This is a genomic window from Paenarthrobacter sp. A20, from assembly GCF_024168825.1.
Lineage (GTDB): Bacteria > Actinomycetota > Actinomycetes > Actinomycetales > Micrococcaceae > Arthrobacter.
Map to the genome: position 1 here is coordinate 1 of NZ_JALJWH010000001.1, position 13,866 is coordinate 13,866.

A 13,866-nucleotide genomic window follows, 5' to 3' on the forward strand; every position below is an offset into this window, starting at 1 on the left:
CTGTGCGGGGACCTGGTTCTTGGACTTTGCCGGTACTGCGAAGCCGATGAAGTCCACACGGGCGCTGGCCGGCTTGTCGTCGATGGCCGGGAACTGGAAGGAAGAGTATTCGAATCCCGGGGCGGCGTAAGAACCGGTTTCGGTAGGCGTCCAGGAGCCGTTGAGGATCAGGGCCGCGTCGCCGTTTGCCCAAAGTTGCTGCTGCGCCGGAAACTTGCTCGCGTTGTAGCCACTGTTGAGGTATCCGCCGTTGACGAGGGTTTCAACCTTCCGGGCTGCTTCGAGCACTGAGGGGTCGTCCCAGCCTTCACCGGACTTGTCCTCAACAAGTGCCTTGAAACTGCCTGCACCCTTGAGCCGGAGCAGCGCCGTCACGAACCAGGTGGAGTTGTAGCCCGCAACGTCGCCGTCCGCCGCGATGGGAGCCGTTCCTCCAGCCTTCAGCTTGTCCAGGACCGCAATGAATTCATCCCAGGTAGCCGGCGGCTTGGCTTTGAGCTCCGGGTGCTTTGCGGCATCAAACCAGATGCCATCCGAGCTGACGCTGTAGGGAACCATCCACGGCTGTCCGTCTTCTCCCTTGAACACGCCATTGCTGGTGAACTTCTCCGGGATCACCGAACTGACCGTTTTGCCGTCCACCTCGTAGGAGTAGACCGACGTGAGCGGGCTCGCCTGGCCGGTTTCGCCAATCACGGGCGCTAGCTTTGCGAACGTTCCGTCCACCAGGTCCGGGACGTTGTTGGTGTTCAGCGCAGGGACGAGCTTCTCGGTGTTGCTGCGGCCCTGCCACTGGACACTGACTGTGGCTCCGGTTTCCTTTTCGAAATCGGCGATGGCGGCGGCGATGACCTTCTGCTGGGGCTCACCGTCTTTCCACATGGACCAGTAGTTGATGGTTTGGCCCGAAATGGAGCCGGAGATGTCCACGGCCTCGGCCGCGGTGGAGGCATCTGTGGCTCCACCGCATGCTGTGGTGGACAGGGCGAGTGCTGCACCCAACAGGGCGGCCAGCGGGCGAAGATGACGGGCTGTTTTGCCCATGGGAATCACCTTTCAAGTGAGGGGGAACCGGCCGGATGCGGTTCAGTGAGACGACTCTCACAGTCAGTGAAAGCAGGATTCAATGAGTACTTTTGAATGAGTCGGCACCGGTTACGGATCCCGGCGCGAACTGACCGAACCGGGGCCTGCAGTTCACTCCGATTAGGCATTTATTCCTCCTTTGGCGCTCCCCAACAATCAAGGTGATCAGCGCGGGCAGGCAGTGTCCGCGCTTCGGCTCCGAGCTAAAGAGGGAAATTGATACGACTGGGAATCATTGGCGCCGGTGCCGTGGCACACTTCCACGCCGAATCCGCTGGACGGATCAGCAACGTCCAACTGGCTGCAGTCTGCGACCTTCAAAGGGAACCGGCGGAAAGAGTTGCATCACCGTGGGGCGCCCAGGTCTATACCGACTATGTGGCGATGTTCGGCGAGGCTGGACTGGACGCAGTGATCATCAATACCCCGCATGCGCTGCATTTGGACATGGTGCTGGCCGCAGCCGAACACGGATTGCACGTCCTGGTGGAAAAACCCATGGCCACCACCGTGACCGACTGCGATCGCATGATCCAGGCCTGCCGCGACGCCGGAGTGTCCTTGGTCATCGGACAGATCCAGCATTTCCTGCCGGAGAAGCTGGCGGCCGAGGACGTGCTGGCTGGGGGCGAACTGGGCCAGGTCCGGATGATCCGCGACTACAGGACCACCGACTACCGCCCCGGCACCCGTCCGGAATGGTTCTTCAGCGAGGCCATGGCCGGCGGCGGGGCGCTGATGAACATCGGCGGCCATTGCCTTGACCGTTCCATCTGGTTCGGTGGGGCACCTGTCGAATCCCTCAATGCCTCCACTCTCAAACGCTTCGGTGTTCCGGTGGAAACGGACGGCGCCATCTCCCTGACGCTCCGCAATGGTGTCCATGTCAACGTCGTGGTTGTTTCCGACGCCACCCAGCGAATGGATGAGGTCCTCATCGTGTGCGAGCACGGCACAATTTCCTGCAGCCCGCACAGCGGAACGTTGGTCCGCAGCAACGGCACCACCCGCACCGTGTGGGAACCGCGGCCGCAGGATATCCAGGAGGGCTTCTTCCTGCAGTTGCAAGACTTCATCAGGGTGCTCGACGGCGGAACACCGAAAGTCAGCGTCGAACACGCCCGCCACATCGTGGAGGTGGTCCTGGCGTCCTACGCGGCCGCCGAGTCCGGTACCCCCTTGGTCATCAATGAGTCCGGCGACGCCACGAATGCCAAGAGGATCCTGAGCGAAGTTCCCTAGCCGGTGCTGCCGGCTGCGGCCGTGCCGTCCCAGTTAGGTGGCGTAAAGGCCCCCAAGGGATCCTCCAGCACGGACGCAGTCTGGCCTGCACCGGCCACCGGAAGCCAGCTTCCATCCAGCCCGGGGCCCGCATGGCGCTGGAACCACTCCTGGAGTTGGGCCCTCATCCCGGCCACACGCCCGGCGTGCGCCGGTTCATCCACAAGGTTTTCCCGTTCATCCGGATCAGCCGCAAGGTCGTACAGTTCGTGGGGGCCATGCGGGTACCGGTGCACATACTTCCACTCCGCACTGCGGATCATCCGGACCGGGCCGTATTCGTCAAAGACCACGACGGCGCGGTCCCCGGCAGCGGCGGGCCGCCCGCCGCCGTCGGGGTTCTCATCGCGCCCAGCCACTGCAGGGGCTGGCAGCCCGCGCAACAGCTCTGCGAAAGACTGCCCGGGACCGCGTTCGAAGGGCCGGACGTCCAGTCCTGCGAGTTCCAGAACGGTGGCGGCGACGTCGTAGGCGGACAGCAGCTCCGGGAGGACAACTCCTTCCTGGATCCGCCCCGGAAGCGCGAAGATCGCGGGGACTTTGACGGAGGAGTCGTAGACGTTCTGCGGGAAGGTCCCGTTGCCCTTTCCCCAGATGCCATGGTGGCCGCAGTTGAAGCCGTTGTCGCTGCTGAAGATGACAAGGGTGTTGTCCAGGATGCCCAGTCCTTCCAACCGGCGCAGGACCTCTCCGATCCCGGAGTCCATGGCGCTCACCGCCGCGAAGTAGCCCACCAAGGCGGCGCGGACGTCCGGCTCGCCGCCAATCGGCACACCATCCACGGTGGGCGTCCACGGGTGGAGGGGCTCCTGCGGACAGCTGGCGAACAGGCAGTCGCTGTAGAGCTCCTCGAATTCGGGCGGGTGCTGGTCCTTCCAGGGTTTGTGGGGTGCGGTGTAGTTGAGGGCGAGGAAGAAGGGCCCGGGCTCCCTCGAGGCTTCGTCAAGGAAGTCCAGTGCGTCGCGGGTAATCGCGTCCGTCAAGTATTCGGTGACGGACTCCCGGTGGCTGGTGCCGCCGTCGAACCTGTACATCACTGACCGGTCATAAGGGCTGCCGCCACCCTCCAAAGCGAACCAGTGGCTGAAGCCTTTCCTCGGCATATCGTTGGCGCCCAGGTGCCATTTTCCGGAGAGCCCCAAGGTGTAGCCGGCGTCCGCCAGGGCATCCGTGAAAAGGGGCTGCCCCCGCAGGTAATCCACTGCTTCGGGACCCGTTTCGACGCCCGCCAAATAATCGTGGACGCCGTGGCGTGAAGGGATATCACCGGTCATGAGGCTGGCGCGGGCCGGAGAACAGACAGGCGAAACGCAGAAGAAGTTCTCCAAACGCGTCCCGCGGGCGGCGAGGGCATCCAGGTTGGGAGTGTGGATCTCGGAGTTTCCGGCGCAACCCAGCGCCCAGGCACCTTGGTCGTCGCTGAGGATGAAGATGATGTTCGGCTTTTCGTTGGACACCCTATATTGCTACGCAGCCTCGAGGCGAGGAATCAATGAGCATTCCCCAGTACCTTGCAGATCGCCAAAATTAGTATCTAAATACTCCCTAAACAGTGGGGCAAGATGGGAGGAATCGTCCGTTCACAGGTGGAGTTTGATCATGCCAAGGAAGAACCTCGAGCCCGTCCAGGCTGAACCCGCCTCCGCAACCGTCCGCGACACGGCAAAGCAGAACCTGAAGTTCCAGAACCTCAGCGACAACCTGCGGCGTGGCATCCTGGCAGGGACGTGGGCTGTCGGAACCAAGTTGCCCACCGAGCAGCAACTGTCACTGGACACCGGGCTGTCGCTGACTACTGTGCGCCGGGCGTTCGAGGACCTGGTGGACAAAGGGCTGGTGGTCCGGCGGCAGGGTGCCGGAAGTTTCGTCGCCGCACCGCAGCGCTCGCAAAAGCGTTCCCGATACGTGATTGGTGTCCTCCTGCCGGACACCCAGCTTTACTACCCGCAGGTGCTGCAAGGCATCGAGGAACACCTGTCCTCCCGCGGCGCGAGCCTGCAGCTTTCCACCTACCACTACGACTTCACCCGGGAGAACGCCAGCATCGACTTCCTCCTGGACGCCGGCGTAGATGGGCTCATCCTGGTGCCTACGCTGACCGGCCTGGACAATCCCCAACAGCGGGTGGCCGAGCTCATGGCCCTGCCGGTCCCGGTGGTATTGCTGGAGCGGAGCCTGGACGATTTGGGGCCGGGAGACCGGACCGAACACGTCTGCTCGGATCACCAGGGCGGAGCGTACGACGCCGTGATGCACCTCCATCGCTTGGGTCACCGAAAGATTGGGCTGCTCACGCGGGCGAACGAGGCCGCGCGCAGCAGCAACCCAACCCAGGCCGCGGTGATCGCAGGGTATGCTGCCGCCGTCGAAGCGTTGGGACTGGACACAACCGGGCACTACGACATGGCGTTCAGCGCCACCAAGCCGGAATGGGAGGCGGATCAGGCCGAGCACATGTTCCGGCTTCTTGCAGGCAGCGGTGCAACGGCGGCTTTGGTGTTCGGCGACCGGGAAGCTGCCCTGTTGGAAGGGGCCGCGGGGAGGCACGGGATCCGCGTACCGGAGGACCTTGCGTTGGTTTCCTATGACGATGAAATGGCTGATCTCGCGCAGATTCCCCTCACTGCGGTGTCCCCTGCCAAGCATCGGCTCGGCGTGATGGCGGCCGATGTCCTGTTGCGCCGGTTGACCGAGGGCGACGCTTGCCCGCTGTACCAGATCCGTTTGCGGCCAAGGATCGTGGTTCGTGATTCCTGCGGGGCCAAGCTCGTTAGCCATCTCTAGTTCGTTGCGGGGCCTGCTCTGCATCCTTTTCAGGGCCAAATAGCTCGCAGAACAGGCCCCGCAACAAGGTTTCTAGCGGCGGAGCTTCACCACCCGTGCCTGCCCGCTGAGCCCGGTGGTGTCCAGCGTCAGGGTCGTCTTGCCCGCAGTGTCCGTTCCCAGCGTGCCCGCGCCTTCCAGCACGCTTGACCACGTGCCTTCCGGCAGGGTGAGCGTGAGGCTGGCCGCCTTTTGCGTTGGCTCGCTGACAGCCAGGCTCAGGACGTTGCCGTGCCGGGAAAACACCACGCATGCCGGGCCGGAGGCGCCAAGGTCGCCTGCCGTTCCGGGCTTCCAGAACGTCGCTGCGGTGGTCTTCTCGGCTGTGAATTCCACCGACTGCGCCGTGGCATCGTTGCGGATCACCACGTGCTTGTTCCCTTTCGCCAGCTTGCCGCACTCCTTCGCCGACGCCCCCGGGGCCACCAAGTAGGCGTAACTCTTCGGTCCAGCACCCGCACCGTGATCGACGTAGATGGTTGCGTAATTCCGCTGTTGCACGGTGGTGCTGCCGTTGATGTTCACTCCCGACCAGCTTCCGGAACGGCCTTCCCGGAGCACGGTGAGCTGCGAGGAATCGAGCACGGCATAGCCACCGAAACCTTCCAGGTGGACCCAGCGATCGTCACTCAGCACAGCAGCGTTGCCCGGCGTTGCCGCAATGGTGCCCGACGCCGTCGTGAGTGCATTGTTGCCTTGGTGGAGGTTGCGGTGGTCAACGATGCTTTCCACCCTGGCTCCGGAACTGGTGGTGATATCGGCGCCGAGGCAGACGGCGACGTCGCCGCTGACGAACCAGGACTTCCGGGCCGACAGGCCTGTGCGGCCGGGACCCACCAGGTGCTGTCCGACGGCGGCCACCTCACCAAGTGCGGCGGACCCGGTCCACTCATTGGCCGGGACGGCAGCACCCCATTCACCTTCCACCTTGTCCGGCAACGGGGTGGTGTCCACCGTGGTGCCGGGAAGGCGGTTGTAGTTGGCGGTGGCCCAGAAGGCGTCGTCGTACTGGCCCAGGTCCGCGGTGTGGAAGTAGGTCATGCCGGAACCGGTGTGATACCCGCGGTTGTTCTCCCCGTTGCCGCATTCGTACCAAGCGATGCGGTTACTGGCCATGGACAACGACAAAGCCCACCCGGTCCCCCGGTGGATGGTGCGGTCCATGGCCGGGAAGAGCCGGTGTCCCGGGGATTCAGGCACAGGCGCGACGCCGGCCGCCAGCAGCTCTTTGACCAGGGCCGTCCGGGGCACGCTCGCCCCAGTCAGGATGGGGCGATAAGTGTTGCGCGTGATCCAGCCGGCGCAGAGCCCCCGCCACCTGCTTGCCGTCGCGCTGTCCATGGCACGGGCCAGGAGCAGGATGGCTTCTATGCTGGTCGCGGCAAGGTCGTATCCCGTGTTCGCTTCGCGGCTGATGCTCCTGCCACGGACGGAATCGGCCATGGCTCCGTTGATGATGAGCGGCGCGAACGATCCCTCGACGGCGTCGAAGAAGATGCTGCGCGATGGGTCGGAGACCTCGAAGCCAGTGCCGCCAAGCAGTGCGAAGAGTTTGGACAGTCCGTTCAGCAGCACTACACCGTAGGAGCCCGTGTAAGGCGTAGTGCTGTGCTGGATGAAGGAGCCGTCCCGGAAGATTCCATCGCCGCTGGTGACGTACTGCCACACCTGGCTAAGGCCGGCGATGGCGTGCTGGAGCTTGGGCGTGTCCTCCCCGGCCAAGGACCGGATGATGATTCCCTGGCACAGGTCCACGCGGTTCGCTCCCACTGAGGTGATCTTGCCGCGCTTGGGCGGGAACTGCAGCCACGGGTCGGGGACAAAGTGATCGATCGCGGCAGAGTAGGCCTGGATCTCAGCGGCGGAGAGCTCGGCGTGAAGCAGCACCATGGTGTCGGCCAAGGCCCGGGGCACACCGATCTCCCACGACCACCAGTTGCCAACTTCTTCCTTGGCGTCGTTGTAGCAGAGCGTATTGGCGTCAGCGAGTCCCGCTTTGATGTCTGCCAGCACCGAGGCATCCCCAAACACCGCCGCGGTGGGTGTCGCCCAAGCCGTGGCGAGTTGGGAGAGGCGGGTGTACGTGGTGACCATTTCCGCGTCCTTGGCGAAGGACAGATCCGTGAAGACCGACGTCCGGCCGGGCGCACGGTTGAGCTTCGCCAAGGAGTCAGCTGCTTTGCTGTTCAGGGCCGTGATCGCTTTGGCGAAGTCCGGATCGCCGGCCTGGATGACATTTCGCCCGGTAATCTGGTCCACCCAGCGGGTTCGCAGCGCTGCGAATTGCGCGGCATCCGGTGCTGTTTCGGCCCATGCATTCCGGGCAAACATCGAGCTGACCACTGCTGCCAAAGACAGGGCACCGGCGCCCTGAAGAAGGGTCCTGCGAGGGAATTGAAGTGACAAGGAGTTGCTCCTAACACTCGTGGATGGGCATGGTCCGGCGTCTTTTGGCCGGTGCCCTCCACTGGCTTGCGTTGTAGTCAACGCGAGGTGGTAGGGAGGAATAAAGCAGTACCTTGCCTGCGCATCTGAACGTCGGGTCCCATTTCTGTCATGCCCCTTGGGTAGAGTGCTCCCCATGGATGACAAAGCGATGTTGCTCGGTTATTTGCGGCTCCGCAGGGCGGACCTGCTCGGAAAACTGGACGGCCTTGGCGAGTATGACGCCCGCAGGCCCATGACGCCCACGGGCACCAACCTGCTGGGCCTTGTGAAGCATGTGGCCAGCGTGGAGTTGGACTATTTCGGGGTGACCTTCGGGCGGCCAAGCGGCAGGGACATGCCCTGGCTGGCCGATGACGCCGAACCGGATTCCGATATGTGGGTACCCGTCACCGAGACGCGTGAGCAAATCCTGGAGCTGCACCACTTCTCGGCCAAGCACAGCGATGAGACCATCGAGTCCCTCCCCCTGGATGCTCCAGGTGTGGTGCCGTGGTGGTCGGAAGAGAAGAAGGACGTGACGCTCCACCAAATCCTGGTTCACATGTGCGTCGAGACAGCCCGCCACGCAGGACATGCAGACATCATCCGCGAGCTCATCGACGGCAGCATTGGGCAAAGGCCGGGGGATCCGAACATCCCGGGCCGTAACTCCGAAGAATGGGCAGCCCATCGCTACCGTATCGAGGAAGCAGCCCGGGAGGCTGACCGCCGCCACTACTGAACTTCCCGCCGCCCTGACCTTTCACAGCCCACGCTTATGTTGGGCAAACCTCCGGCGTAGCCTTGCTCCGTACAAATGAGGAATGACTCCTCCACAGACTGAAAACCGTAAGGGCGGCCGGACCCGGCGCGTCGTCGTCTCCGCCGTCCTGGCGGTCACTCTCTCTGCCGGGGGTGCCGCAGCCTGGGCCCTGGACCGTTTTGTTATTCCGCACGCACAGATCACCAACGTCTCCGAATACGAAGCCAGCCAGGCCGGCACTACGACAAACAGCTCGACCGATGAGACGTCCGCGGACACGTCCGCGAGCGCCGTGGTCACGGATACCTCCTACACCTCCGGCGATACGGGCGTCACCGTTTCCACGGTGACCACCGGCAGCGGCGACGACACCGTCACTTACTACGTTGCCGACGTCGTGCTTGATGACGCCACCACGCTGAAGTCGGCGTTCGCTGAGGATACCTACGGCGAAAACATCACGGAGAACACCTCTGCGATCGCCGAAGACCACAACGCTGTCTTCGCCATCAACGGCGACTACTACGGCTTCCGGGACACGGGCATCGTGATCCGCAACGGCGTGGTGTACCGGGACGAAGGTGCCCGACAGGGGCTCGCGTTCTACAAGGACGGCACCGTCAAGGTGTACGACGAAACCACCACCACTGCCGAGCAACTCATAGCCGACGGGGTCTGGAACACGCTCTCCTTCGGGCCGTCGCTGCTGGACAACGGCGAGATCGCTTCTGGCATCGAGGACGTGGAGGTGGATACCAACTTCGGCAACCACTCCATCCAGGGCGAGCAGCCACGCACCGCCGTGGGCGTCATCGACGACAACCACCTGGTGTTCGTGGTGGTCGATGGCCGCAGCCCGGGCTACTCCGCCGGTGTCACCATGACCGGCCTCGCGCAGATCATGAAGGACCTGGGCGCCACCACCGCGTACAACATCGACGGCGGCGGCTCCTCCACCATGTACTTCAACGGCTCGCTGGTGAACAACCCGCTCGGTGAGAACAAAGAGCGCGGCACCTCCGACATCCTCTACATCGCCCAGTCATGATCATCCTGATACCGGCCTACGAACCGGACCACCAGCTCATCAACCTCGTCCAAAAGCTCCAGGAAGCGGACCCGTGGCTGACCATCGTGGTGGTGGACGATGGCTCCGGACAGGACTTCCAGGACACGTTCGACGCCGCCGCCCGGCTGGGGTGCCATGTGCTCAGTTACGCCGTGAACGGCGGCAAGGGCCATGCGCTCAAGAGCGGTTTCGCCTTCATCGCGGAGCGCTTCCCGGGCCACGACGTTGTATGTGCCGACAGCGACGGACAACACGGGGTGGCCGATATCCTGGCCGTTGCCGACCGTGTCCGCCACGTCACGGCATCGATGGTCCTTGGCTGCCGGAACTTCAGCGGTGATGTGCCGGCCCGCAGCAAGTTTGGCAACACGGTGACCCGGGGGCTGTTCAGGCTCGCGACGGGTCAACGGATCACAGATACGCAAACCGGGCTCCGGGGCTACCGGGCTGACATGCTCCCGTGGCTTGTCTCGGTCCGCGGCCAGCGGTACGAGTACGAACTCAATCTGCTGCTCGAGGCTCAACAGGCCGGCTACGGCATCGACAGCGTGGAAATAGCCACGGTCTATCTGGACCACAACTCGGGATCGCACTTCAGGCCTGTGGCTGACTCGATCAGGATCTATGCGCCGTTGCTGAAGTTCCTCGGCTCGTCGCTGTCCGCGTTCGCGGTGGACCTGGCAATGTTCGTCATCCTCAGTGCCTTCACGGATTCGCTCCTGGTGGCGGTGGTGGGAGCCCGACTGGTCAGTGCCTCGGTGAATTTCATGGTCAACCGCCGGGTGGTGTTTGAGCACGGCAAGGACACCTCGCTCCGCGCCGCGGCTACGGGCTATGTGGCCTTGGTGATTGTCCTGCTGGCCGCCAACTACACCGCCATCTGGGCCCTCACCTCCATCTCGATTCCGGACCTGCCCGCCAAGATCCTCACGGAGGCCGCGCTGCTGTTTGTCAGCTATGCCGTGCAGCAGCGCTTCCTGTTCGTCCGCAAGTCCCGCGCCTCCGTAACGGCACGGGCCGTTCAGTCGGAGCCAGCCGCCCCTGAAACACATATCCCAGCCTTGGTCCCGGCACAGTTTCAGCACAGCATGACCGGGAAAAGTGGAAACCAATCCCCCAAGAGATTCCGGAGTAACTGATGAACACCATCATCCTCATCGCGGCAGACCTGGCCGCCATCACCATTTTGACGCTCGCCCTCTACCTCCGCCGGCACAGGCGTCGTGACTTGGTAGTTTCCTACCTCGGCATGAACGTCGGCGTCCTGGCAGTGGCAACGGCGTTGTCGGGTTCGGCCGCAGGGGTTGGCTTGGGACTTGGCTTGTTCGGTGTTCTCTCCATCATCCGGCTCCGTTCCACGGAACTCGCCCAGCACGAGGTGGCCTACTACTTCTCCGCTCTGGCACTGGGCTTGATCGCCGGCATCGGGGTGGAGCCGCTCTGGCTGACCCTGGCCCTCATGGCGCTGGTCCTCTTGGTGATGTTCGTCGGCGATAACCCACGGGTCCTCCCTGCCTACCGCCACCAGACCGTGGTCCTGGACCGTGCCATCAACAACGAACCAGAGCTTTACGCCCGGCTGGAGGAAGTCCTCAACGGTACGGTCCACTCGGCCACCATCCAGGAGCTGGACATGGTCAACGACAAGACGATCGTGGACGTCCGGTACGCTGTCCGCGCGCAGCAGCAGCCGCGACACGCAGAGCTTGGCTTCAACCAGCCCGCAGGCGCACTCTCCCCTGCACCCCAGGAACTGCCGGCACAGTCCACGCAGGAGCAGGCAACGCACGCCCAGCCGTCCGTGCCCACCTCGGCAGGTGTAGCGTGAGCCGCGTCGACGCCCAACCGATCATGCCGCAGCTGGGCGACCTGCCCGCCGTCGGACTTGAAGAACTCACCACGGAAGCCGCGCTGCTGACCCGGGTCGACCGAAAGTATCTGGTTCCGTCGGCGACTGCCCGCAAGATCCTCAGCACGTTCAGCGCTGAAGCCCGCGTCCTGGAAATGGACGGGAAGCGGACCTTCGACTACGACTCCGTGTACTTCGACACCCCCGGGTTGGACAGCTACATGCTGGCCGCCCATGGACGCCGCCGGCGGTTCAAGATCCGAACGCGGACCTATGTGGACAGCGCCGTCAGCTTCCTGGAGGTCAAGACCGAAGGCGCCCGGGAGGCAACGGTCAAGGAACGGATCCCCTATGAGTTGTCCGACCGGGACCGGTTGACCGAGGAAGGCCTGGCCTACATCAATGAAACCTTGGCAGCCACGATTGGCAATGTCAGGTTCGGACCGCTGGAGCCAGTCCTGTCCACGCGATACGACCGCACCACCTTGTTCCTTCCCGAATCAGGAAGCCGCGCGACCATCGATACCGACGTCACCTGGCAAAGCCCCGACGGCCACCCATGGATGTTGGACGACGCCGTAGTGGTGGAGACGAAGTCCGGCTCCGCCCCTGGCCCTTTAGACCGGCACTTGTGGGCACACGGCGTCCGGCCGTGCCGCATCTCGAAGTTCGCCACCGGCATGGCTGCACTCCATCCCGAGCTGCCGGCCAACCGCTGGAACCAAACCCTCCGGCGCCGGATGCCCCTGCGCCCCCTCCACTGATTTTCCCTCCACAGACTTAGGAATCCCACTATGCGCTCCTTCCGCACGTCCCTTTCCGTTGCCGCAGTCGCCTTGGCCATATCGTTGGCCGGCTGCTCCACGGCCGCCACCAACTCGACGTCCACCGGCATCACAGGCACGTCCACCACGACAACCACCACCCAGCAGGCAGTCACCGCAGCCACCATCGAAGAGGACACCCACTACGACAGCGACGACCTCACGTGGGACGCCGCAACGGAAGTGGCCATCAGCCTGGCCGACGGCGGCAGCAAAGTGACGTCGTCGTCCTCCACCGGCGTGGCGGTGGACGGCAACACCGTGACCATCAGCGCGGCCGGAACCTACCGCCTCAGCGGCTCGCTCAGCGACGGCCACATCGTGGTGGCCGCGGGAGAGGAAGATACGGTGCGGATCATTCTGGACGGCGTGGAACTGGGCAACTCCGCAGGTTCGCCTTTTGTAGTGCAGAGCGCGGACGAAGCAATCGTGTACTTGGAAGACGGCAGCACCAACACGTTGACCGATGCCACCACCTACGCCGACCAGGGCGAAGACGCCCCCAACGCGGCGCTCTATTCCACGGCCGACCTGACCATTGCCGGCACAGGATCCCTCACCGTCAACGGAAAATCCAACGACGGCATTGTCTCCAAGGACGGCCTGGTGCTGGCCGCCGGGAAAGTCACCGTTGACGCCGTGGACGACGGAATCCGCGGCAAGGACTACACGGTCCTGCTTGACGGCGCCTATCAGGTGACCGCCGGCGGGGACGGGGTGAAGGCGGACAACGACACGGACGAAGGCCGCGGTTGGCTGCTGGTGAGCGGTGGTTCCTTGACCGTCAACGCAGGCGACGACGGCGTGAAGGCCTTCAACACCCTGACCGTTTCCGGCGGTACCGTCACCGTGGCCGAATCCGAGGAAGGCTTGGAGGCGCAGCACATTTCCATCACCGGCGGCGACGTCACCGTCACAGCGAACGACGACGGCGTGAACGCCTCGGGCGGTTCGTCCACCAGTACCGATGGCGGCGCCGCGGCTGGTGGCGGCGGTCCCATGGGCGGCGGCGAGATGGCGGCCGGTGACTACACAGTGGACGTGTCCGGTGGAACGCTGACCATCAATTCCGAGGGCGATGGTTTGGACTCCAACGGCAGTGCCACCATTTCGGGCGGAACGGTGGTGGTCAATGGCCCCACCAAGGAAGGCAACGGCGCCTTGGACGTGAACGGCGAGCTGGTAGTCAGCGGCGGAACCGTGGCCGCAGCAGGCAGCGCGGGCATGGCGGTCACTCCGGGGACCTCGTCCACGCAGTCGGGCGTGCAACTGACCTTCAACTCCTCGGTATCGGCAGGCACTCCGGTGCACATTGTTGATTCCTCCGGCGCCGTAGTTGCCACTTTCGTCACCACCAAGACCATCGCGTCACTGGTGTACTCCTCCTCTGCCATCACCGATGGCGAAACGTACACGGTATATACGGGTGGCAGTGCCGATGCGAAGGCCGGTTTGACCACAGGATCCATCGACGGAGCCGAAGACCAGGGCACCGTAACGGCTGGTCAGTACACCCAGGCACAGGGCCCGGGCGGTGGCGGCGGCCGCTGGTAGGTCCGGTGGGCGGGGCGGAGCGCGATCAGCCCCGCCGTCGGGCGCTGCTGTGTCCCCCCGCACGAAGGTGGCCACCCCTGCAAGCCTCCCCCGCAAACTTGATGCGAACTTGAGCCAATCGAAAAGGTTCCTTGATATAGCGGCGCCACGCTGGAATCAGTCGAAGCACCAATACCGAGGGGTTTCGGCA

The 13,866-nt window shown here is 63.9% G+C and carries 11 protein-coding genes; 8 read left to right on the plus strand and 3 right to left on the minus strand.

Annotated features, from left to right (window positions below; translation table 11 throughout):
- Window positions 1–1,044: ABC transporter substrate-binding protein (locus J3D46_RS00005; protein ID WP_253464335.1), on the minus strand; the 1,044-nt coding region annotated here is incomplete at its 3' end.
- Between the two features lie 258 nt (window positions 1,045–1,302).
- On the opposite strand from J3D46_RS00005, the gene J3D46_RS00010 reads away from it, so the two are divergent.
- Entirely contained in the window at window positions 1,303–2,328 is a 1,026-nt protein-coding gene (locus J3D46_RS00010; RefSeq protein WP_253464338.1) for a Gfo/Idh/MocA family protein, read from the plus strand.
- On the opposite strand, the gene J3D46_RS00015 is transcribed toward J3D46_RS00010, so the two are convergent.
- Window positions 2,325–3,824: a sulfatase-like hydrolase/transferase gene (locus J3D46_RS00015; protein ID WP_253464341.1), complete on the minus strand. Its 1,500-nt coding sequence runs from the start codon at window positions 3,822–3,824 to the stop codon at window positions 2,325–2,327. The two genes, J3D46_RS00010 and J3D46_RS00015, sit on opposite strands and share 4 nt — an antisense overlap.
- Before the next feature lie 142 nt (window positions 3,825–3,966).
- Between J3D46_RS00015 and J3D46_RS00020 the strand changes: the two genes are divergently transcribed.
- The gene (locus J3D46_RS00020; protein WP_253464346.1) at window positions 3,967–5,151 is read left to right on the plus strand and encodes a substrate-binding domain-containing protein; all 1,185 of its coding nucleotides are present in this window, start codon (window positions 3,967–3,969) and stop codon (window positions 5,149–5,151) included.
- Window positions 5,152–5,223: 72 nt separating this feature from the next.
- Here J3D46_RS00020 and J3D46_RS00025 read toward each other — a convergent pair whose 3' ends face one another.
- A complete protein-coding gene (locus J3D46_RS00025) occupies window positions 5,224–7,596 on the minus strand; it encodes a polysaccharide lyase 8 family protein (protein WP_253464348.1) in 2,373 nt (790 codons plus the stop codon).
- Window positions 7,597–7,771: 175 nt separating this feature from the next.
- Between J3D46_RS00025 and J3D46_RS00030 the strand changes: the two genes are divergently transcribed.
- The 6 genes from J3D46_RS00030 to J3D46_RS00055 all read left to right on the plus strand — a co-directional run bounded on the left by J3D46_RS00030 (window position 7,772) and on the right by J3D46_RS00055 (window position 13,676).
- Window positions 7,772–8,359: a DinB family protein gene (locus J3D46_RS00030; RefSeq protein ID WP_253464349.1), complete on the plus strand. Its 588-nt coding sequence runs from the start codon at window positions 7,772–7,774 to the stop codon at window positions 8,357–8,359.
- 82 nt (window positions 8,360–8,441) lie between these two features.
- Entirely contained in the window at window positions 8,442–9,428 is a 987-nt protein-coding gene (locus tag J3D46_RS00035; protein WP_253464351.1) for a phosphodiester glycosidase family protein, read from the plus strand.
- On the plus strand, window positions 9,425–10,588 hold the full coding sequence (locus tag J3D46_RS00040) for a bifunctional glycosyltransferase family 2/GtrA family protein (RefSeq protein WP_253464353.1): 1,164 nt from the start codon (window positions 9,425–9,427) through the stop codon (window positions 10,586–10,588). Before J3D46_RS00035 ends, J3D46_RS00040 begins: the two co-directional genes overlap by 4 nt.
- Window positions 10,588–11,277 (plus strand): DUF4956 domain-containing protein, encoded by a 690-nt coding sequence (locus J3D46_RS00045; RefSeq protein ID WP_231341589.1) that lies wholly within the window; start codon window positions 10,588–10,590, stop codon window positions 11,275–11,277. The genes J3D46_RS00040 and J3D46_RS00045 overlap by 1 nt, the downstream gene beginning before the upstream one ends.
- A gap of 23 nt (window positions 11,278–11,300) precedes the next feature.
- Window positions 11,301–12,062, plus strand: coding sequence for a polyphosphate polymerase domain-containing protein (locus tag J3D46_RS00050; RefSeq protein WP_253469104.1), 762 nt, complete (start codon window positions 11,301–11,303; stop codon window positions 12,060–12,062).
- 30 nt (window positions 12,063–12,092) lie between these two features.
- A complete protein-coding gene (locus J3D46_RS00055; RefSeq protein ID WP_253464355.1) occupies window positions 12,093–13,676 on the plus strand; it encodes a carbohydrate-binding domain-containing protein in 1,584 nt (527 codons plus the stop codon).
- Window positions 13,677–13,866: the final 190 nt, after the last annotated feature.